The sequence below is a fragment of the Streptomyces sp. NPDC058741 genome (genome assembly GCF_042746715.1).
Classification (GTDB): Bacteria; Actinomycetota; Actinomycetes; order Streptomycetales; family Streptomycetaceae; genus Streptomyces.
The window spans coordinates 50033-69944 of record NZ_JBHYQH010000007.1 but is presented as its reverse complement, the minus strand read 5'-3'; the positions used below and the strand labels follow the sequence as shown (position 1 = coordinate 69944).

The 19912-nt window shown below is 73.6% G+C and carries 18 protein-coding genes and 1 pseudogene; 12 read left to right on the top strand and 7 right to left on the bottom strand.

Annotated features, from left to right (window positions below):
- Window positions 1–243: 243 nt before the first annotated feature.
- The 3 genes and pseudogenes from ACFW6P_RS08105 to ACFW6P_RS08095 all read right to left on the bottom strand — a co-directional run.
- On the bottom strand, window positions 244–666 hold the full coding sequence (locus ACFW6P_RS08105; RefSeq protein WP_386347426.1) for a hypothetical protein: 423 nt from the start codon (window positions 664–666) through the stop codon (window positions 244–246).
- Window positions 667–716: 50 nt separating this feature from the next.
- Window positions 717–1361, bottom strand: a complete 645-nt coding sequence (locus ACFW6P_RS08100) for a hypothetical protein (RefSeq protein ID WP_386346666.1) — start codon at window positions 1359–1361, stop codon at window positions 717–719.
- 115 nt (window positions 1362–1476) lie between these two features.
- Window positions 1477–2533: pseudogene (locus ACFW6P_RS08095) on the bottom strand (flotillin domain-containing protein); the annotation flags it as partial.
- A gap of 438 nt (window positions 2534–2971) precedes the next feature.
- Between ACFW6P_RS08095 and ACFW6P_RS08090 the strand changes: the two are divergent.
- From ACFW6P_RS08090 to ACFW6P_RS08080, 3 genes are all read left to right on the top strand, one after another.
- Window positions 2972–3397, top strand: a complete 426-nt coding sequence (locus tag ACFW6P_RS08090) for an ATP-binding protein (RefSeq protein ID WP_386346664.1) — start codon at window positions 2972–2974, stop codon at window positions 3395–3397.
- 164 nt (window positions 3398–3561) lie between these two features.
- Complete coding sequence (locus ACFW6P_RS08085) at window positions 3562–4404, top strand: MurR/RpiR family transcriptional regulator (protein WP_386346662.1); 843 nt, start codon at window positions 3562–3564, stop codon at window positions 4402–4404.
- Between the two features lie 94 nt (window positions 4405–4498).
- Window positions 4499–5083 (top strand): hypothetical protein, encoded by a 585-nt coding sequence (locus ACFW6P_RS08080; protein ID WP_386423186.1) that lies wholly within the window; start codon window positions 4499–4501, stop codon window positions 5081–5083.
- Window positions 5084–5186: 103 nt separating this feature from the next.
- On the opposite strand, the gene ACFW6P_RS08075 is transcribed toward ACFW6P_RS08080, so the two are convergent.
- The gene (locus tag ACFW6P_RS08075) at window positions 5187–6530 is read right to left on the bottom strand and encodes a diaminopimelate decarboxylase (protein WP_386423184.1); all 1344 of its coding nucleotides are present in this window, start codon (window positions 6528–6530) and stop codon (window positions 5187–5189) included.
- 128 nt (window positions 6531–6658) lie between these two features.
- Between ACFW6P_RS08075 and hutU the strand changes: the two genes are divergently transcribed.
- From hutU to hutI, 4 genes are read left to right on the top strand one after another with little or no spacing between them, the layout of a single operon-like run.
- Window positions 6659–8323, top strand: coding sequence for a urocanate hydratase (gene hutU / locus ACFW6P_RS08070; RefSeq protein ID WP_386346657.1), 1665 nt, complete (start codon window positions 6659–6661; stop codon window positions 8321–8323).
- On the top strand, window positions 8320–9543 hold the full coding sequence (locus ACFW6P_RS08065) for an allantoate amidohydrolase (protein WP_386346655.1): 1224 nt from the start codon (window positions 8320–8322) through the stop codon (window positions 9541–9543). The genes hutU and ACFW6P_RS08065 overlap by 4 nt, the downstream gene beginning before the upstream one ends.
- Entirely contained in the window at window positions 9540–10916 is a 1377-nt protein-coding gene (locus ACFW6P_RS08060) for a formimidoylglutamate deiminase (protein ID WP_386346653.1), read from the top strand. The genes ACFW6P_RS08065 and ACFW6P_RS08060 overlap by 4 nt, the downstream gene beginning before the upstream one ends.
- Window positions 10913–12196: an imidazolonepropionase gene (hutI, locus tag ACFW6P_RS08055; RefSeq protein WP_386347423.1), complete on the top strand. Its 1284-nt coding sequence runs from the start codon at window positions 10913–10915 to the stop codon at window positions 12194–12196. The genes ACFW6P_RS08060 and hutI overlap by 4 nt, the downstream gene beginning before the upstream one ends.
- Before the next feature lie 150 nt (window positions 12197–12346).
- On the opposite strand, the gene ACFW6P_RS08050 is transcribed toward hutI, so the two are convergent.
- Window positions 12347–13261, bottom strand: a complete 915-nt coding sequence (locus ACFW6P_RS08050) for an RNA polymerase sigma factor SigF (RefSeq protein ID WP_386346651.1) — start codon at window positions 13259–13261, stop codon at window positions 12347–12349.
- A 249-nt stretch (window positions 13262–13510) separates the two neighbouring features.
- Between ACFW6P_RS08050 and ACFW6P_RS08045 the strand changes: the two genes are divergently transcribed.
- From ACFW6P_RS08045 to ACFW6P_RS08035, 3 genes are all read left to right on the top strand, one after another.
- Window positions 13511–13888 carry an STAS domain-containing protein gene (locus tag ACFW6P_RS08045; RefSeq protein WP_386346649.1) on the top strand — a complete coding sequence of 126 codons (378 nt, stop codon included), beginning with the start codon at window positions 13511–13513 and terminating at the stop codon, window positions 13886–13888.
- A 242-nt stretch (window positions 13889–14130) separates the two neighbouring features.
- On the top strand, window positions 14131–14685 hold the full coding sequence (locus tag ACFW6P_RS08040; RefSeq protein WP_386346647.1) for an ATP-binding protein: 555 nt from the start codon (window positions 14131–14133) through the stop codon (window positions 14683–14685).
- Window positions 14686–14715: 30 nt separating this feature from the next.
- Complete coding sequence (locus tag ACFW6P_RS08035; protein ID WP_386346645.1) at window positions 14716–14838, top strand: hypothetical protein; 123 nt, start codon at window positions 14716–14718, stop codon at window positions 14836–14838.
- Window positions 14839–15399: 561 nt separating this feature from the next.
- Here the strand turns inward: ACFW6P_RS08035 and ACFW6P_RS08030 are convergent.
- On the bottom strand, window positions 15400–16905 hold the full coding sequence (locus ACFW6P_RS08030; protein ID WP_386346643.1) for a peptide MFS transporter: 1506 nt from the start codon (window positions 16903–16905) through the stop codon (window positions 15400–15402).
- Window positions 16906–17425: 520 nt separating this feature from the next.
- On the opposite strand from ACFW6P_RS08030, the gene ACFW6P_RS08025 reads away from it, so the two are divergent.
- Together ACFW6P_RS08025 and ACFW6P_RS08020 are read left to right on the top strand one after the other, a co-directional pair.
- Entirely contained in the window at window positions 17426–18103 is a 678-nt protein-coding gene (locus ACFW6P_RS08025) for a response regulator transcription factor (RefSeq protein WP_386346641.1), read from the top strand.
- 29 nt (window positions 18104–18132) lie between these two features.
- Window positions 18133–19410 (top strand): ATP-binding protein, encoded by a 1278-nt coding sequence (locus ACFW6P_RS08020; RefSeq protein ID WP_386346639.1) that lies wholly within the window; start codon window positions 18133–18135, stop codon window positions 19408–19410.
- A gap of 4 nt (window positions 19411–19414) precedes the next feature.
- Here ACFW6P_RS08020 and ACFW6P_RS08015 read toward each other — a convergent pair whose 3' ends face one another.
- Window positions 19415–19906, bottom strand: a complete 492-nt coding sequence (locus tag ACFW6P_RS08015; RefSeq protein WP_386346637.1) for a GtrA family protein — start codon at window positions 19904–19906, stop codon at window positions 19415–19417.
- Between the last annotated feature and the right edge of the window lie 6 nt (window positions 19907–19912).

Here is a 19912-nt window from a genome sequence, read left to right as displayed (position 1 = left end):
CCGCTTAACACGGGACCTGCACAGTGGGGGGTGTCGGCAGGGCGGGAGCGGCTCCCCGCCCCCGCCGGCGCCGTAGGCGTCACGGACCTCCGGAGCGGCTCCCGGACCTCCACCGACGCCACGGACGCGGGGGCCCGGCCCTGACCAGGCCCGCGTCCTTCGCGGGGACCGCCGTCGTCCCGCCCCCCGTTCACGGGGGTGCGGCGGTCCCCGCGCACCCCCCTCTTCCTGTGTCCGGTCCGCTCAGTCCTCCCAGTCGCCCTTCTTGGAGGAGCTGCGGCGGCCGAACAGGCCCCGGTTGGCGCGGGCCGCCTGGGCGACGTTGACACCGACGATGCCGGCCCAGGCGACCATCAGACCGGGCAGCTGCGCGATGCCCCCGCCGATCGCCGACAGCGGCACCGCGAGGACGAGGGAGACGATCCCGAAGCCGAAGCGCTCGCCCCAGGAGTCCGTGGCCCTCGGCGTCCGGGAGTCCCGGGCCGTCTGCATCTGCTGCTCGGCCAGCTGCCGGCGCACCCGGCGCTCCACCGCGCCGTCGATCCGCTGGTCGACCTTCTCCAGGAAGGAGTCGACCAGCGCCGACTCGTACTCCTCGCCCAGCTCCCTGCGCGCGTGCAGGGTGGCGTCGAGTTCCCTCTTGAGTTCGGCGTCCCGCGCGTCCATTCCGCTCATGCCGTCCACGGTAGGAAGCGGGGGAGCCGGTCGCACTGGGGTTAGCCCCCCTTTCCGGCCTTGGGTCCAGGGCATTCCGGGACCCCGGCCATCCCGGCCTGCGGCGGCGTGGGCCCGCTCAGCAGCCCCTGCCGTACGGCGGCTTCCGCGTCGCGGCGGCGCAGGCGCCGGGACGGCGTGGGGCGCACCCACAGCAGGTGCTCCCCGCCCGGTGGCGCGACGACCCCGCCGCTGCCGGGGTCCCCGGCCCACCACAGCACACCGTCCGGCCCGGGGTCGGCCAAGTGGTGGCGCGGTGCCATGGTCCGTACGGCCAGCGGTATCAGGGTGCCGGCCCGCGGGTGGCGCAGCACCACGCGTGGCGCGCCCCGGCCCGAGGGGACGGCGACCGCGCCGCAGGCCGTCCAGGGATGCGTGGCCACGGCACGCCGCATCCGCCGCGCGGTGACGAAGGCCGCCGCCCCGACGGCCGCGGCGGCGGGACCGCACACGACACAGAACCCGGCGAGTGCGCGGAGCCAGGCGGTGCCGTCGCCGCCCGGTCCGAAGACCAGCCCGACGACCGTGGCCGAGGCCCCGCTCGCGGTCCAGTGGACGGCACGCCGGCGCTGGGCGGAGACCGCCCGCGCGGTCGCCGGGAGCGCGAGCGCGGTCGTCATGGGCGTGCCGGGACGCACGTCGGACATCACAGGCTCCGTCCCTTCGCATGGGCGCCGCTCGCAGAGGTGCCCCGCCGGTGCCCGGGAGGGCACCGGCGGGGCGGGGCCCCGCGGCTCGGTGCCGCAGGGCCCCCGGCAGCGATCAGCCGATCTGGATCTTGCCGTTCGCCTCGGTGGCCGACGGGGCGGTGGGCCGCGCCTCGCCGTGGCGCCGGGTGATGCCCTGCAGCAGCGGCGAGGTCGACTCCGGTGGTCGAGCTGAGGAGTTCGACGCCCTGCGCGACGTTGTCGGCGACCGTGCGCGAGAGCTGGCTCGCGCCGTCCGTGGAGATGACGGTCATCTTGTCCACGGCGCTCAGCGGCTCGGAGGCCTTCGCGACGACCTGCGGCAGCACCTCCACCAGCATCTGCAGCACAGCGGCGTCGCCGTACCGGTCGAAGGCGTCGGCCTTCTTCTGCATCGCCTCGGCCTCGGCCGCGCCCTTGGCGCCGATCGCCGCCGCGGCGGCCTCGCCCTCCAGGCGGACCGCCTCGGCGATCGCCGCGCGCCGGGCCTTCTCGGCCTCGCCCTGCTTGATCCCCTCGATGGCCTGCGCGTCGGCCAGGGCACTGCGGCGCTGCTTCTCGCCCTCACCGGTCAGCCGGGCCCGCTCCGCCTCGGCCTGCGCCGCGGCGATGGCGGCCAGCCGCTCGGCCTCGGCCTGCTTGACCCGGGCCACCCGCTTGGCCTCCGCCTCCTGCTCGGCGGCGTAGCGCTGGGCGTCGGCGGGCTTGCGGACCTGGGTGTCGAGCTGGCGGTCGGTCAGCGCGGCCTGCCGTTCGGCGACCTTCTCCTGCTGGGTGAGGATCTCCTGCTGCCGGGCCGCCTCCGCGAGCGGGCCGGCGGCGGCCGCGCGGGCGGCGGCCTCGTCGGTCTCGGCCCTGATCTCGGCCTGCTTCAGCTGGAAGGTCCGCTGGGCGATCGCGATCTCCTCCTCGGCCTTCAGCCGGGCCTGCTCGGCGGCACGCCGGGCCACCGCCTCGGCGATGTCGGCCTCCTGCTTGGCGCGGGCGGCCTCCGGCCGGCCGAGGTCCTCCAGGTAGGAGCCCTCGGTGGTGATGTCCTGGATCTGGAAGGCGTCCAGCACCAGGCCCTGCCCGGACAGGCTGGCCTCGGCCTCCTCGGCGGCCTGCCCGGCGAAGGCGGCCCGGTCGCGGATGGCCCGTCGACGAGTCCGTCCAGAACGGAGACCCCGTCGAACAGCCCTTCCAGCAGACCGTCCAGGACGAACGACAGGGCAAGGAGGACGACCCCCGCTATGCCGAGCCCGAGAAACCAGGCCATCCGCGCACACCGCCTCTCCTTTGCCCTCCCCCGTTGCCGCGGGCATTCACACGCGGTCACCGGCCGGGACATTGCCTGACTCCGGCAATCTTTACGCGGCTTTGATGCCGCGCTCCGCACAGGCGGCGTCTCCACCGGCCCCGCGGCCCGGCCCCCCGTGCGGGCCGTCCTCCCCGGCGATGTGGCACACCGGCATCACATGGCGCTTCCGGGGTAGACGGGGTTCGTGTTGCACGAATATGCGCAGAGCCCGGCGAGTTCCGTGGCCCCCGCGGCCGAGGGTGACGGCAGGCCGCCGGCGCCCCGTCGAGTCATGTCGGCGGCGGTGGCCGTCGAGGACGACACGGGCATCGCCGAGGCCCGTGACGTGGCCGGCGCCTTCCTGGCCCGTGTGCAGTCCGAACAGGGCCTGCCGGTCTCCGGCCGGGCCATGGGCGTGACACAGCTCGTGGTGAGCGAGCTGGTCACCAACGCCCGCAAGTACGCCCCCGGGCCCTGCCTGCTGACCCTGGAGATCCAGGACGGGGCCGTGCGGATCAGCGTCTGGGACGGCAGCACCACGCTGCCGGCCATCCTCGCACCCGACCCGGACCGGATCGGGCAGCACGGCCTGGAGATCGTCACCGCGCTCTGCGTCAGCTTCGCCATCCACCGCGAACCGGTCGGCAAGCGGATCACCGCCGCGGTCATGCTCGCCGACGACCCGGGCGGCGCCGCGGCCGGCCGCCAGGTGCTGTAGCCCCCTTCCGAGGGCGGAACACCGCATCGGCGAAGGACGCGTGCGCGCGTGCCCAGCGGCCCGGCCCCCCCGGGCACGCACGGGCCGTCCCATGGTCCCGCTTGCCGGTCTGCATATGCTCATGCAGAATCCTCAGCTACTGAATAGGCGAGGGGGAGCACGTCATGAGCGTGACCGACAGCCCTGCCGCGCGGCTGCAGGCGCTCTTCGAGGGCCACCGGCTGACGCCCACCCAGCGGCGCATCGCGCACAGCATGGTGCGGCGCGCCGCCGACGTGCCGTTCCTGTCGAGCGTCGAACTCGCCGAGCTGGCCGGTGTCAGCCAGCCCTCCGTGACCCGCTTCGCCGTCGCCCTCGGCTTCGACGGCTACCCGGCCCTGCGCCGCCACCTGCGCGAGGTCGCCCCCGCCGAACCGGCGGCGGAGGCCGGCTCCGCCAACGAGTACCAGCAGGCCGTCGAGGCCGAGATCGCGAACCTGCGGCACCTGGCCGAGGCCCTGGCCGATCCGGGGCCCGTGCGGCGCGCGGGCCGTCTCCTCGCCGCCTCCCGTCCCCTGCCCGTCCTCGGGCTGCGCGCGGCGGCCGCCCAGGCGCACGGCTTCGCCTACTTCGCCGCCAAGGTCCACCCCGACGTACGGCTGCTCAACGAGGGCGGCACGATGCTGTCCGACCGCATCGACGCCGCCGTCCGCGCCGGCGCGAGCGCCCTGCTGTGCTTCGCCCTGCCCCGGCACCCCCGCGAGGTCCTCGACACCCTCACCTACGCCAGGGAGGCCGGCCTGAGCGTCGTCACGGTCGCCGACTCCGCCTTCGCGCCCGTCGCCAAGGTGTCCGACCTGCTCCTGCCCGCCGCCGTCGGCACCGGGCTCGCCTTCGACACGGCCTGCGCCCCGATGCTGCTCGGGCGGGTGCTGCTGGAGGCCATGTGCGACGACCTGCCCGAGGCCCAGGCCCGGCTGGAGGAGTTCGACACCAAGGCCGCCGCCCGGAGCCTGTTCGTCGACTGACCGCTCCTCCGGCGTCTTCTCAGACTCGTCTCACGTTGTGCCGCTAATCTGCGATGCCGGCACCGTGAGGAGACGCAGCGACGGGAGGCCCCGTATGACACGTGGAGGACAGGGACTGGCCAGGGTGGCCGTCGTCGTGCGGGCGGGGGCGGCCCCGCTGTGGTGGCTGGGCGTGTGCGCGGCGGGCGTCGGCCTGTTCCCGGCCGGAGCGACGGGCCGCCGTATCGGTGTGCTGGCGGGAGCGGCCCTCTTCCTGCTGGCCGCGGCCGCGGTGTCCGTCACCCGCCGCGGGCGCTACACCGCCCTGGCCGCCGCGGCGGCCCGCGCCGGCAAGCACGACGTGCTCCAGGACCGCGCGGTGACGACCCGCACCTGGCGCCGCACGCACCGCTGGTGGCTTCTGCTCGCCTTCCTCGCCGCGCTCGGCACCGCCTTCGCGATCCCGGCGGCCGGCGGGCTCCTGCTGGCCGGCTGCGGTGCGGGCCTGTGGCTGAAGGCGGCCTGGCTGGGCCGCCGGGAGCGGGCCGACGAGGTGCTGCTGTGGGTGCGGGTGGACTGGCTGCGCGCGGGCGCGGGCCGTCCGGCGGGCAAGCGGGTCAAGGCCTACCGCACCACCGGCATCAGGGCGGGAGACGCGGCCCCGGGCGGGGCGCGCAGGAAGTCGCCGGCGCTGGTGTAGCGCGGGGCGAGGCACGCACCAGGGGCGCGAGGACGCGCGCGACCTGCCTCCGCGCACCCGCGCCCCACCCCTCACACCGGCACGCCCGAGGCCGCCACCGCCCTCACCCCAGCGCGTCCGCCTCCGCCCCACCGGACTCCGCGACGACCTCCTCCACACTCTGCGCCCGCCGCACCACCGCGAAGCGCCCGTCCGGCCAGAACCCGTACACCCCCGGCCTGACCAGCGAGTTGTAGGCGTAGTGGTGGGCGAAGTAGTACGCCCCGGTGTCCAGCGCCGCCGCGTAGTCCCCCTGCTCCAGCAGTGGCATCCGCCGTCCCTCCGCCAGCAGGTCACCGGCGAAGCACGCCGGTCCGGCGACGTCCTGCACCACCACGGGTCCGTCCTTCACCCGCCCCTTCGCGTCGTACGCGCGGATCCGCAGGGGCCAGTTGCCCGGCGCGTAGACGGTGCGCGCGGCGACCTGCACCCCGGCGTGGGTGACCGCGACCGCGCGCCCGCCGGAGGTCTTGGCGTACTCGACCCGTGCCACCACCGTCCCGTGCTTGGCCAGCAGCGACCGCCCGAACTCGGTGACCAGCCCGTAGCGCCCGTCGAACAGCCCCGGCACCTCCCCGGCCAGCGTGCGCGCGTACTGCTCGTACGTCGGCGTCGTGGCGTCCGAGGCGAGGTTCACCGGCAGGCCGCCGCCGATGTCGAGCGTGTCGACCTGCTGTCGCCCGGCCCGCCGGTTGATCTCCTCCGCCAGCGCGTAGGCCTCCGCCACCCCCCGGGCCATCAGGGACAGCGGGATCCCCTGGGACCCGGTGTGGGTGTGCAGCCGGGTCAGCCACGGCCGGTCCAGATACGCCCGGGCGACCCACTCCCGGGCCCCCTCGTCCCGCAGCGCCACCCCGAACTTGGAGGTGGCCGTCGCCGTGGACAGGGAGCCGATGGCACCGCCGCCGACCTGCGGGTTGATCCGGATGCCGAGGGGGGAGCGACTCGTCCCGGCCCTCAGCAGCGCGTCGATGCGCTCCAGCTCCTGCGGGTTGTCCGCGTTGACGGCGATCCCCTCGGACAGCGCCTCGCGCAGCTCGGCCGTGGTCTTCGCGGGGGAGTCGAGCACCGTCATGGCGGGCGGTACCCCCGCCGCCCGGGCCAGTGCCAGCTCGCCCGGGCTGGCCACCTCCGCGCCGACGCCCTCCTCGCGCAGCAGCCGCAGCACCGGCACCAGCGGGGTCGCCTTCACCGCGAAGGCGTGCAGCACCGGTGTGCCCGGCGCCGTCACCGCCTCGAACGCCGACCGCAGCCGTGCGACCGACTCCCGGACCCCGGTGACGTCCAGCAGCCCGACGAGCGGGCTGCCGGGTCCCAGCAGGCCCTGTTCCACGGCGGCCCGCACCGCCTCGTCCCGCCGGGCCGCGCGCCCGGCACCGGAGTCGTCCGCCTCGATGTGTGCGCCCATGCGACCAGCCAAACACCGACGGCACGGCCGCGCCGAGCCCTCCGAGGTGTTGACTAGCTCTATTCAGAGATACAGGATGTGAATAGACGCGGCAACATCCGCCGGGAGCACCCGCCAGGAGGCACACCATGTCAGGACCCCGCCCCGTCCGAGCACCGCGCGGCACGGAACCGAGCGCCCTGGGATGGCAGCAGGAAGCCGCCCTGCGGATGCTGCAGAACAACCTCGACCCGGAGGTCGCCGAACACCCCGACCAGCTCGTCGTCTACGGCGGCACCGGCAAGGCCGCCCGCGACTGGCGCTCCTTCGACGCCATGGTGCGCACGCTGAAGGGCCTGAAGCAGGACGAGACCATGCTCGTCCAGTCCGGCCGCCCCGTCGGCGTGATGCAGACCCACGAGTGGGCCCCGCGCGTCCTCATCGCCAACTCCAACCTCGTCGGCGACTGGGCCACCTGGGAGGAGTTCCGCCGGCTCGAACAGCTGGGCCTGACCATGTACGGCCAGATGACCGCCGGCTCCTGGATCTACATCGGCACCCAGGGCATCCTCCAGGGCACCTACGAGACCTTCGCCGCCGTCGCCGCGAAGAGGTTCGGCGGCACCCTGGCCGGGACCATCACGCTCACCGCCGGCCTCGGCGGCATGGGCGGCGCCCAGCCCCTCGCCGTGACCATGAACGACGGCGTCGCCCTGTGCGTCGACTGCGACCCGCGCGCGATCGAGCGCCGCATCGAGCACCGCTACCTGGACGTCAGGGCCGACAGCCTCGACCACGCGCTGCGGCTGGCCACCGAGGCCCGCGACGCCCGCCGCCCGCTGTCCATCGGCGTCCTCGGCAACGCCGCCGAGCTGGTCCCGCAGCTCCTCGCCATGGGCGCGCCCATCGACATCGTCACCGACCAGACCTCAGCGCACGACCCCCTGGCCTACCTCCCGATCGGCGTCGACTTCGACGAGATGGCCTCCTACGCCGCCAAGGACCCGGCCGGCTTCACCACCCGGGCCCGCGAGTCCATGGCGCGGCACGTCGAGGCCATGGTCGGCTTCCAGGACGCCGGCGCCGAGGTCTTCGACTACGGCAACTCCATCCGCGGCGAGGCCGAACGGGCCGGATACGACCGGGCGTTCGCCTTCCCCGGCTTCGTCCCCGCCTACATCCGCCCCCTGTTCTGCGCGGGCAAGGGCCCCTTCCGCTGGGCCGCCCTGTCCGGCGACGCCGCCGACATCGCCAAGACCGACCGGGCCATCCTCGACCTCTTCCCGGAGAACGACTCCCTGGCCCGCTGGATCCGGATGGCCCGGGAGCGCGTCCACTTCCAGGGCCTGCCCGCCCGCATCTGCTGGCTCGGCTACGGCGAGCGCGACAAGGCCGGCGAGCGGTTCAACGACATGGTCGCGAGCGGGGAGCTGGCCGCGCCCGTCGTCATCGGCCGCGACCACCTGGACTGCGGCTCCGTCGCCTCCCCCTACCGGGAGACCGAGGCCATGCTCGACGGGTCCGACGCGATCGCCGACTGGCCGCTGCTGAACGCCATGGTCAACGTGGCCTCCGGGGCGTCCTGGGTGTCGATCCACCACGGCGGCGGCGTCGGCATGGGCCGGTCGATCCACGCCGGCCAGGTCACCGTGGCCGACGGCACGCCGCTTGCCGGGGAGAAGATCCGCCGCGTCCTCACCAACGACCCCGGCATGGGCGTGATCCGGCACGTCGACGCCGGGTACGACATCGCCGAGTCCGTCGCCGCCGAGCGGGGTGTCCGCATCCCGATGCGCGAGGGTGACCAGGCGTGACCTTCCACAGCATGTGGGCCCAGCTGCTCCCGATCGGCCGCAGCTCCGCCTCCGGCGGCTACCGCCGCTTCGCCTGGACCGGCGCCGACCTGGACTGCCGGGCCTGGTTCCGGGAGCAGGCCGAGACACGCGGGCTGACCTACGAGACCGACCGCAACGGCAACCAGTGGGCCTGGCTCGGGGACCCCGCCCGGGGCGACGCCGTCGTCACCGGGTCGCACCTCGACTCCGTGCCGGACGGCGGCGCCTTCGACGGGCCGCTCGGAGTCGTGTCCGCCTTCGCCGCCCTGGACGAGCTGCGGGGCAGGGCAGCGGAGCTCTCCCGGCCCCTCGGCGTCGTCAACTTCGGCGACGAGGAGGGCGCCCGCTTCGGCCTCGCCTGTGTCGGGTCCCGGCTCACCGCCGGGCAGCTCACCGTCGAGGACGCCCACCGGCTCACCGACGGCGACGGAACCACCCTGCCCCGGGCCATGGAGGCCGCCGGCCACGACCCGGACGCCATCGGGCCCGACCCCGAACGCCTCGCCCGCATCGGCGCCTTCGTCGAACTCCACGTCGAACAGGGCCGCGCCCTCGACCTGTCCGGGCACCGGGTCGGCATCGCCTCCGCGATCTGGCCGCACGGCCGCTGGCGGTTCGACTTCCGCGGCGAGGCCAACCACGCCGGCACGACCCGGCTCACCGACCGCCGCGACCCGATGCTGCCGTACGCCGAGACCGTGCTCGCCGCCCGCCGCGAGGCCGAACGCGCCGGAGCCGTCGCCACCTTCGGCAAGATCTCCGTCGAGCCGAACGGCGTCAACGCCATCCCCTCCCTGGTGCGCGGCTGGCTCGACTCGCGCGCCGCCGACCAGCCCGGCCTGGACGCCGTCGTCGCCGGGGTGGAGAAGGCCGCCGGGGAGCACGCCGCCGCCCACGGCGTGGAACTGGCCGTCACCCGAGAGTCGTTCACCCCGGTCGTCGAGTTCGACCACGCCCTGCGCGACGAACTCGCCCGCATCCTCGGCCCGGACCAGGACCACCGGCTCACGGTCCCCGTCCTCGGCACCGGCGCCGGACACGACGCCGGGATCCTGTCCGCGAGCATCCCGACCGCCATGCTGTTCGTGCGCAACCCCACCGGCGTCTCCCACTCCCCGGCCGAGTCCGCCACCGAGGACGACTGCGTGGCCGGGGTCCTCGCACTCGCCGACGCACTGGAAGGGCTGGCCCGCACGTGACGACGACGTACTGGCTGGAGCACGCCTGGCTCGGCACCTCCCCCGAGGCTCCCGGCTCCGCCCGGGCAGAGGGCGGCCCCCCGGTCGAGCCGGGCGTGGTCCTCGACGTCCGCGACGGCCGCGTCACCGCCGTCCGGACCGGCGTCACCACCCCGCCGCCCGGCGCCGGGATCCTGCGCGGGCTCACCCTCCCCGGCCTCGCCGACGCGCACTCCCACGCCTTCCACCGGGCCCTGCGCGGTGTCGTCCAGGTCGGCTCCGGCACCTTCTGGACCTGGCGCGAGGTCATGTACGCCACCGCCGCCCGGCTCACCCCGGACCGCTACCACGCCCTGGCCCGCGCCGTGTACGCCGAGATGGCCCTGGCCGGCATCACGGCCGTCGGCGAGTTCCACTACGTCCACCACGCCCCCGGCGGCGCCCGCTACACCGACCCCAACGCCATGGGCGAGGCCCTGATCACGGCCGCCGCCGAAGCGGGCATCCGCATCACCCTCCTCGACACCGCCTACCTCTCCTCCGGCTTCGGACAGCCGCCCGCCGAGCCCCAGCTCCGCTTCTCCGACGGCACCGCGGACGCCTGGGCCGAACGCTGTTCACTTCTCAAGGAACGGGATCACGCACGGATCGGAGCGGCCGTCCACTCCGTACGGGCCGTGCCCGCCGGCCAGTTGGCGACCGTCGCACAGTGGGCCGAGGAGCGGCGGGCCCCGCTGCACGTGCACCTGTCCGAGCAGACCGCCGAGAACGACGCCTGCCACGCGGCCCACGGGTGCACGCCCACCCGGCTGCTCGCCGACCACGGGGTGCTCGGGCCGCGCACCACCGGCGTCCACAACACCCACCTCACCGACGACGACATCGCCCTCATCGGCAGCAGCGGCACCGGCACCTGCATGTGCCCGACGACCGAGCGGGACCTGGCCGACGGCATCGGACCCGCCGTGGCGCTGCGGCGCGCGGGCTCGCCGCTCTGCCTCGGCTCCGACAGCCACGCCGTCATCGACCTGTTCGAGGAGGCGCGCGCCCTGGAGCTGAACGAACGGCTGCGCACCCGCACACGAGGTCACTGGACGGCCGCTGCCCTGCTGCGCGCGGCCTCGGCCGACGGCCACGCCGCCCTCGGCTGGGAGGGGGCCGGCACCCTGGAGCCCGGCGCCCTCGCCGACTTCACGACGATCGCCCTGGACTCGGTCAGGACGGCAGGGCCGCCTGCGCGGCTCGGGGCCGAGACGGCCGTATTCGCCGCGTCGGCAGCAGACGTGTCGCACACGGTCGTGGCGGGGCGGCACGTCGTACGGGACGGGGCGCACGCGCTCGTCCCCGATGTGCCGCAAGCCCTCGCGGACGCCGTCGCAGCCCTGCGCGACTGACCCCGGGCCGCCTCCCCCCGCGCCCCGCCCCCGCCCCGACCGCCGACCAGGCCAGCAAGGACGCCATGAGCAACGCGACGACCGTCAGCCCCGCCCACTCCGCGAGCAGCGCCAGCACGCTCATCACCAACATCGCCGCCCTGGTCACCAACGACCCCTCCCTAGGTGACAGATCCCCCCTCGGACTGATCCAGGACGCGGCCGTCGTCATCGAGGGCGACCGCATCGCGTGGACCGGTGATCACAGGAAAGCACCCGCCACTGACAACCGGGTCGACGCCGGCGGCCGGGCGGTGATCCCCGGCTTCGTCGACTCCCACTCCCACCTCGTCTTCGCGGGCGACCGCACCCAGGAGTTCAACGCCCGTATGTCGGGGCGCCCGTACAGCGCGGGCGGCATCCGCACCACGGTCGCCGCGACCCGGGCGGCGAGCGACGAGGAACTCGAGGCCAACGTCACCCGCTACCTCGCCGAGGCCCTCCGCCAGGGCACCACCACCCTCGAGACGAAGTCCGGCTACGGCCTCACCGCCCACGACGAGGCCCGCGCCCTGCGCGTCGCCGCCCGCCACACCGACGAGGTCACCTACCTCGGCGCCCACATCGTCGCCCCCGAGTTCGCGGGCGACCCGGCCGGCTACGTCTCCCTGGTCACCGGCGAGATGCTCGACGCCTGCGCCCCGCACGCCCGCTGGATCGACGTCTTCTGCGAGCAGGGCGCCTTCGACGGCGACCAGGCCCGCGCGATCCTCACCGCCGGCCGGGCCCGGGGCCTGCACCCCCGTATCCACGCCAACCAGCTCTCCTACGGCCCCGGCGTGCGACTCGCCGTCGAACTCGACGCGGCCAGCGCCGACCACTGCACCCACCTCACGGACGCCGACGTGGACGCCCTGGCGAGCGGCCGTACGGTCGCCACGCTGCTCCCCGGCGCCGAGTTCTCCACCCGCGCCGCCTGGCCGGACGCCCGCCGCCTGCTGGACGCCGGGGTGACCGTGGCCCTGTCCACCGACTGCAACCCCGGTTCGTCCTTCACCTCGTCGGTGCCCTTCTGCATCGCACTCGCCGTACGGGACATGGGCATGACGCCGGACGAGGCCGTCTGGGCGGCCACCGCGGGCGGCGCCGCGGCCCTGCGGCGCACCGACGTCGGCCGCCTCGCCCCGGGCGCGTACGCCGACCTCGCGCTGCTCGACGCCCCCAGCCACGTCCACCTCGCCTACCGGCCCGGCGTCCCCCTCGTCACGGCCGTCTGGCGGCGCGGCGCGCGGGTCCTCTGAGCACCGGACCGCCCGAAGGCACACGGCTTCCCGGCCTGCACCCTCCACGACCGCACCGGCGGAGCGGAGAACGGGCCGAGCCCGGCCCGGCACGCGAGCGGGGGTGGACCGCTCGGTCCGCCCCCGGAGGACGGCGTCACCCGGTGAGGATCACTCCTCGACGGTCAGCCCCTTGCGCAGCCGTACCAGCGTCCGCGACAGCAGGCGCGAGACGTGCATCTGCGAGATACCCAGCTCCTCGCCGATCTCCGACTGGGTCATGCCGGCGACGAACCGCAGGGAGAGGATCTTCCGTTCCCGGAGCGGGAGTTCGGCGATCAGCGGCTTCAACGACTCGACGTACTCGATGCCTTCGAGTCCGTGGTCCTCGTAGCCGATACGGTCCGCGAGCGCGCCCTCGGAGTCGTCCTCCTCCGGCTGGGCGTCCAGCGAGGCGGCGGTGTAGGCGTTGGAGGCGGCCATGCCCTCGACGACCTCGTCGCCCGAGATGCCGAGGCGCTCGGCCAGTTCGGCCACCGTCGGGGCCCGGTCCAGCTTCTGCGCCAGCTCGTCACCGGCCCTGGCCAGGTCGAGGCGCAGTTCCTGGAGCCGCCGCGGGACGCGGACGGACCACGAGGTGTCACGGAAGAAGCGCTTGATCTCGCCGATGATGGTCGGCATCGCGAACGTGGGGAACTCCACACCGCGGGACAGCTCGAAGCGGTCGATCGCCTTGATCAGGCCGACGGTGCCGACCTGGATGATGTCCTCCATCGGCTCGCTGCGGGAGCGGAAGCGGGAGGCGGCGAACTTGACCAGCGCCAGGTTCAGTTCGACGAGCGTGTTGCGGACGTACGAGAACTCGTGGGTCCCTTCCTCCAGCGTCTCGAGCCGCTCGAAGAGGGTCTTGGACAGGGCCCGCGCGTCGACGGCGTCGACTTCCTCGTACCGGGGGATGTCCGGAAGTCCGGCGAGCGAGCTGTCGGGTGTGACGAGCATCTCGTCCCGTTCGATGGGATCCAGATGTTCCGGAAGGGGTGTCGACGTCGCTTTCCGGGTACGCGAGGCGTCGAGCCGGGGTGACATGATGTCCTCCATCGTTCTCGGCATGTGGCTGCCGGAGCCAGTACGTGCACTGCGGTGTGCGGCGCCTCCAAAGCCGGCCGTGTCGGTGCGTGTTCCCTTAGGCCTATCCGCTTTCCGGAGCCCACCGCAAGTGCGCTCTGTGAGCATATGTCCGTTTGTGTGTAGTTGTTCGGGTGTCGGAGTGTGGCGGGAAGGCGTAGTCTTCGAGGTCGTCAGCAAGCAGCCACGACGTCGGGAGAGAGAGACGGCATGGACCGCGGGACGGTCGGCAGCGCACAGTCTGGCCGGCTTCTGGTGGAGGTGCGGGAAGAGGGCTCTAGCGCCGTCGTGACCCCGGCGGGTGAGTTGGATCACCACACCGCCGATCTGTTGCGTGAGCCACTCGAGGACTGCCTCGCCAAGGGATTCAAGCGCCTGGTCATCGACTGCGCGCGCCTGGAGTTCTGCGACTCCACGGGGCTGAACGTGCTCCTCGGGGCGCGGCTCAAGGCGGAGGCCGCCGGTGGCGGCGTCGCGCTCGCCGGCATGCAGCCGGTGGTGGCACGCGTGTTCGAGATCACCGGGGCCGATGCGGTCTTCAGTGTCCATGACACTGTCGAGGCGGCCCTGGCCGACGAGCCGGGCTGACCGGCGTGCGTCGGCGCGCCGTGCCCCGGACGCCCCTCTGTGACCGGCGTCCTACCCCTGTCACGGCTTTCATGGCCAATACAGGGGTGTTCCCCCGGTCCGCCCGGGCAGGAGACATCCTGAGCCCGTCGGCTGCCAGGGTGACGGGGGCGCAGTGAAACCGACGTGCCGCGCGCTGCGTGACAGATGTGTGTATCGGGTTTTCTCATGGTGAAACGGTGAATCGGTGAGGTGAAGCGCTGATGAGCACCACCCGGCCTTACTCGCCGGGCGACCGCGGGCCGGAGCCCAGCGGCGCTTCCGGGGCGTCCGGGGACGGCGTGCCGGCGGCCGGCCCGCCCGGCGAGGGTGTGGTCGCGTCGTCCGGGGCCACGGCGCCTCCGGGGGGCCGGCAGGTGCGCCGGCTGAGCTTCGAGGACGAGAGCGGGGTCGTCCCGCTCGCGCGCGACTTCACCCGCCAGGCGCTGTACGCGTGGGGCTGGCTGCCCGCGGACTCCGCCGACCGGCGGGCCGCGGCGGAGGACGTGCTGCTGGTCGTCTCCGAACTGGTCACCAACGCCTGCCTGCACGCCGAGGGGCCTGAGCAGCTGAACATCACCTGCGACAACAAGGTGATCCGGATCGAGGTCTCCGACCGCGGCACGGGCCAGCCCGCACCGCGCACGCCCCACCGGGCGGGCCGTCCGGGCGGCCACGGCATGTTCATCGTCCAGCGCCTGTGCCTGGACTGGGGTGTCGTACGCAGCCCCGGGGTCTCGGGCAAGACGGTCTGGGCCGAACTCGGGGCACCGGCCTGACGCGCACCCGCCGGGCGGGTGCGCGTGTGCGTGTGTGACGTCGGACGGGCCGCCGTGACCGCCCGGCACCGCCGGCCGCTGTACGCCGCCCGGCCGTGCACGCCGTCCGTCCAGGTCTCCCTGCCGCCGGGTCCGCGCGCCGCGCTGTCCTGAGCGCACCCGTCCGACCTTCCGTCCTGCGGCTTGACGAAGCGACCGCCGGTACGCCCGAACGGGTGGCGCCACGCGCTCAGATGCATCGCCCGTGCCCTCCCTCCGGCGACCCGGGCCCCGTCCCTCGCCCCGGCCCCCACGGCGCCGGACGGAGGTGGCACGACCCGCTCCGCGTGAACCCGCGGCACAGGCTCCGGTGCGGGCTCCCGCCCCCGGCGCCGAACCCCCGCACAGCGGCGGCCCCGAACCTGCGGGCATCGCCCTCGATCCGGGACCGGCACGGTCGCGTCACCCGCCCGAACCCGACGACGCTCAGGTCGCGCGGCTCCTTCAGGGCGACGCTCCGCCGCCCTCCGGCGTCTCGTCCAGCGCGCGGACGCGGTGGGCGCGTTGCGGCTGACACGACGTCACCCCTGGTGCTCGCGCGAGCCGCTGAGGGCCGTTCCGCGCCGTATCCGCCCGCTCCCGCCCCGCCGGGCTCCGCCCCGACCGGAAGGGGCGGGGAGGGGAAAGGGCCGCCGCACCCACGGGTGCGGCAACCCTCACCGGTGACGGCCGGCGTCAGCGGACGTCGCCCATCATCGCCCTGACCTTCTTGCGGTACACGAACACCGCGAACCCGGCGACCACGGCCAGCGCCGCCTCCAGCGCCACGAAGCCCGTCCGGTCGAGGTTCACCCCGCCGACCGCCGGGTTGGACAGCAGCGCGGTGACGGAGTCGCCCGCGGTGACCGCGAGGAACCAGACGCCCATCATCCGGGAGGCGTACTTCGCCGGTGCCATCTTCGTCGTCACGGACAGGCCCACCGGCGACAGCGTCAGCTCACCGACGGTCTGCACGAAGTAGATCGCGACCAGCCACATCGCGGCGGCCTTGTGACCGCCCTCCGCGATCGACAGCGGAGCGAGGAACAGGAAGAAGGACGCACCCACCAGCACCAGGCCGGAGGCGAACTTCACGATCGTGCTCGGCTCCTGGCCGCGCCGGTTCAGCCACAGCCACAGCCAGGCGAAGACGGGCGCCAGCGCCATGATCAGGACCGGGTTGACCGACTGGTACCAGGAGACCGGGAACTCCCAGCCGAAGACCGTGTTGTCGGCGCTCTTCTCGGCGAACAGCGACAGGGTCGAGCCGCCCTGGTCGTAGATCATCCAGAAGACGGCGGCCGCGACGAAGAACCAGATGTACGCCGAGACCTTCGCGCGCTCGCCGGAGTCCAGGTCCTTGTCGCGCAGGATGCTGGTGATGACCAGGATCGGCACGATCAGGCCGAGCAGCGTGAGGGGGATCAGCGCCCAGTTCAGGGTGAAGTGGCCGGTGCCGCCGACCAGGCCGTAGAAGACCACGGCGACGGCCAGCCAGATCAGGCCCTTGCGCAGGGTGCGGGCCTTCTCGGCGGGCGTCAGCGGGGTCGGGACCTCGCTGCTGCGGGCGCTCAGGTGGCGGCCGCCGAGCAGGAACTGCACCAGGCCCAGCGCCATGCCGACCGCGGCCAGCGCGAAGCCCAGGTGCCAGTTGACGTTCTCACCGACGGTGCCGATCACCAGCGGGGCCACGAAGGCGCCGAGGTTGATGCCGATGTAGAAGACGGTGAAGCCGCCGTCGCGGCGCGGGTCGTCCGGTCCGTCGTAGAGGTGGCCGACCATCGTGGAGATGTTGGCCTTCAGCAGGCCGGAGCCGATGGCGACCAGTCCCAGGCCGGCGTAGAAGCTCGCGGCGGCGGGCAGCGCTAGGCACAGGTGGCCGAGCATGATGACGACGCCGGCGGCGGCGACCGTCTTGCGGGGGCCGAGCACGCGGTCGGCGAACCAGCCGCCGGGCAGCGTGAGCAGGTACACCAGCGACAGGTACACGGCGTAGATGGCCGTGGCGGTGCCCGCGCTCAGGTGCAGGCCACCCGGGGCCACCAGGTACAGCGGGAGCAGGGCCCTCATGCCGTAGTAGGAGAAACGCTCCCACATCTCGGTCATGAACAAAGTGGCCAAGCCGCGGGGGTGGCCGAAGAAGGTCTTCTCGGAACCGGGGGTGCCCGGGCGGGCCGAGTCCTTCGTCAGGCTGGACGCCATGGTCGTTCCTTGCTGCTCGGGACGCGCCCCCGCGACAGCGGTGGTGCGCCCGGTGGGGGGCTGCCGGCACCGGTGGGTGCCCGGCCGCCCGCCCGACGCCTACGGGGGTCCGCTCCGGATCACGAAGCGGTGGTCGCTCGCCACCGGGATCCACGCCTCTACGCGCGTCGCCGCACGAGGAGGCCCGGCCACAGGTCGTTTCACGGTCGGGGCCGGCGGGGGACCGGCCCGCACACAAAGAAGACCTTCAGGGCACACCGCCTCCGAAGGTCGCCGTGGTGCAACAGGCGTTGTTTCACCATACGGCAGGACACCGTCGCATATGGAAGGACTTGAGACACGGATCACAGGTGTCGGGGGAACCGCACGCCCTCTTTCCAAGGTCCCTACCAGGATCCCACCCCACAGGCAGAGGTCCGTCAGGATGCCCCACAGGCGTAGGACACGGGTGTGCCCCCGATGAGAAGCCGTGCTTCCGGTCACACCCCGGCTCGGGGCCGTGCAGGTCTACCATCACCTCATGACCCGAGTACTGCTCGCCGAGGACGACGCGTCCATCTCGGAGCCGCTGGCCCGTGCCCTGCGCCGGGAAGGCTACGAGGTGGAGGTGCGCGAGGACGGCCCCACCGCTCTCGACGCCGGAATGCAGGGCGGCGTCGACCTGGTCGTGCTCGACCTGGGTCTGCCCGGCATGGACGGTCTGGAGGTGGCCCGCCGCCTGCGTGGCGAAGGCCACACCATCCCGATCCTGATCCTCACCGCGCGCGCGGACGAGGTCGACACGGTCGTCGGGCTGGACGCGGGCGCCGACGACTACGTCACCAAGCCGTTCCGGCTGGCCGAGCTGCTCGCCCGGGTCCGGGCCCTGCTCCGGCGCGGTGTCGCCGAGCCGCAGCAGCCGCCCGCCACCCACGGCGTGCGCATCGACGTCGAGTCGCACCGCGCCTGGATGGGCGAGGAGGAGCTCCAGCTCACCGCCAAGGAGTTCGACCTGCTGCGGGTGCTGGTGCGCGACGCGGGCCGGGTCGTCACCCGCGACCAGCTGATGCGCGAGGTCTGGGACACCACCTGGTGGTCCTCGACCAAGACCCTCGACATGCACATCTCCTGGCTGCGCAAGAAGCTCGGGGACGACGCCGCCAATCCCCGCTACATCGCCACCGTGCGCGGTGTCGGGTTCCGTTTCGAGAAGAGCTGAGCCGATTGGGCAGGTTCGGGTAACAGGACATGCGCCGCCGACTGATCCAGTCCACGCTCGCCGTGGTGCTCGTGGTGATCGCCGTCTTCGGCGTCTCCCTCGTCATCGTCGAGACCCGCACGATCAGCAACAGCGCCCAGGAGCGGGTGGAGTCGGAGGCGGTGCGGCTGGCCAGCATCGTCGACAGCCGGCTCTTCGGCTCCCAGCAGGTCGACGCCGGGGTGCTGCGCGAGCAGGTCACCCAGGACCACTACTACGCCGTCATCCGGATCCCCGGTAAGGCGCCCATCGAGGTCGGCGACCAGCCGGACGGCGACGTCATCAGCGCCACCGCCCCCGGCGAGGAGGGCGAGACGGTCACCGTCCAGGAGCCGCGCTCCTCGGTGACCCGGGAGGTCGGCCGCACCCTGCTGATCATCGCGCTGGTCGCCCTGCTCGCGGTCGTGGCCGCGGTCCTGCTCGCGGTCCGCCAGGCCAACCGGCTGGCCTCGCCGCTGACCGACCTCGCGGAGACGGCCGAGCGGCTCGGCTCCGGCGACCCCCGCCCCCGCCACAAGCGCTACGGCGTCCCCGAGCTCGACCGCGTCGCCGACGTGCTGGACAGCTCCGCCGAGCGCATCGCCCGGATGCTCACCGCCGAGCGGCGCCTGGCCGCCGACGCCTCCCACCAGCTGCGGACGCCCCTGACGGCCCTGTCCATGCGGCTCGAGGAGATCACCCTGACCGACGACCCGGACACGGTGAAGGAGGAGGCGACCATCGCCCTCACCCAGGTCGAGCGGCTCACCGACGTCGTGGAACGGCTGCTGACCAACTCCCGCGACCCGCGCACCGGCTCCGCCGTCTCCTTCGAGCTCGACGAGGTCATCCAGCAGCAGCTCGCCGAGTGGCGGCCGGCCTACCGCAGCGCTGGCCGGGCGATCGTCAGCTCCGGCAAGCGGCATCTGCGGGCGGTGGGCACGCCCGGCGCGGTCGCGCAGGTCCTGGCCGCGCTGATCGAGAACTCCCTCATGCACGGCGGCGGCACCGTCGCGCTGCGCACCCGCGTCACCGGCAACCAGGCCGTCATCGAGGTCACGGACGAGGGCCCAGGCGTCCCCGCCGACCTGGGCGCCCGCATCTTCGAGCGCACCATCAGCGGCCGCAACTCCACGGGCATCGGCCTGGCCGTCGCCCGCGACCTGGCGGAGGCCGACGGAGGCCGTCTGGAGATGCTCCAGACCAAGCCGCCCGTCTTCGCCCTGTTCCTGTCCCGCACGGCCCTGCAGAAGCCGGGCGACGGTGAGGACGCGCCGACGATCCGCTGACCGGCTACGGCACCCGCTGCCCGGCCGGCGCCTGCCGCTCCCGGAGCTCCGCCTGCGCCGCCGCGTCCCGGGCGGGCAGCGCGCGGAACACCCACGAGCGGTACGACCAGAAGCGGAAGAGGGTGGCCACGCCGATGCCGATGAACTTGAAGACGTTGTTCTGCAGCGGGGTGTTCCAGCCGAAGCCGTAGGTCGCCGCGTAGAGCACGCCGTTCTCGATGACCAGTCCCGCCGCGCTGAACAGCAGGAACAGGGTCATCTCACGCCCGCGGCCGGTCTTGTCGCGGTCGCGGTAGGTGAAGTAGCGGAAGCCGACGTAGTTGAAGACGATCGCGACGACGGTCGCGATGACGCCCGCGCGCACCACCTGCAGGTCGGTGACGTGCCGCACCAGGTTGAACACGAGGAGGTTGACCAGCACGCCGGCGCCGCCCACCGCGCCGAACTTGGCGGCTTCGTGGACGAGCCGTCTCAGCCGCGAGGCACCATGTCCCATGGTCGT

Excerpts from the sequence above, each read along its gene's own strand:
- ACFW6P_RS08090 (WP_386346664.1), top strand. The coding sequence starts at position 2,972 with ATGTCGGCGGCGGTGGCCGTCGAGGACGACACGGGCATCGCCGAGGCC.
- ACFW6P_RS08100 (WP_386346666.1), bottom strand. The coding sequence starts at position 1,361 with ATGTCCGACGTGCGTCCCGGCACGCCCATGACGACCGCGCTCGCGCTC.
- hutU (WP_386346657.1), top strand. The coding sequence starts at position 6,659 with ATGTCAGGACCCCGCCCCGTCCGAGCACCGCGCGGCACGGAACCGAGC.
- ACFW6P_RS08025 (WP_386346641.1), top strand. The coding sequence starts at position 17,426 with ATGACCCGAGTACTGCTCGCCGAGGACGACGCGTCCATCTCGGAGCCG.
- ACFW6P_RS08105 (WP_386347426.1), bottom strand. The coding sequence starts at position 666 with ATGGACGCGCGGGACGCCGAACTCAAGAGGGAACTCGACGCCACCCTG.
- ACFW6P_RS08075 (WP_386423184.1), bottom strand. The coding sequence starts at position 6,530 with ATGGGCGCACACATCGAGGCGGACGACTCCGGTGCCGGGCGCGCGGCC.
- ACFW6P_RS08050 (WP_386346651.1), bottom strand. The coding sequence starts at position 13,261 with ATGTCACCCCGGCTCGACGCCTCGCGTACCCGGAAAGCGACGTCGACA.
- ACFW6P_RS08080 (WP_386423186.1), top strand. The coding sequence starts at position 4,499 with ATGACACGTGGAGGACAGGGACTGGCCAGGGTGGCCGTCGTCGTGCGG.
- ACFW6P_RS08085 (WP_386346662.1), top strand. The coding sequence starts at position 3,562 with ATGAGCGTGACCGACAGCCCTGCCGCGCGGCTGCAGGCGCTCTTCGAG.
- ACFW6P_RS08020 (WP_386346639.1), top strand. The coding sequence starts at position 18,133 with ATGCGCCGCCGACTGATCCAGTCCACGCTCGCCGTGGTGCTCGTGGTG.
- ACFW6P_RS08030 (WP_386346643.1), bottom strand. The coding sequence starts at position 16,905 with ATGGCGTCCAGCCTGACGAAGGACTCGGCCCGCCCGGGCACCCCCGGT.
- ACFW6P_RS08045 (WP_386346649.1), top strand. The coding sequence starts at position 13,511 with ATGGACCGCGGGACGGTCGGCAGCGCACAGTCTGGCCGGCTTCTGGTG.
- ACFW6P_RS08015 (WP_386346637.1), bottom strand. The coding sequence starts at position 19,906 with ATGGGACATGGTGCCTCGCGGCTGAGACGGCTCGTCCACGAAGCCGCC.
- ACFW6P_RS08040 (WP_386346647.1), top strand. The coding sequence starts at position 14,131 with ATGAGCACCACCCGGCCTTACTCGCCGGGCGACCGCGGGCCGGAGCCC.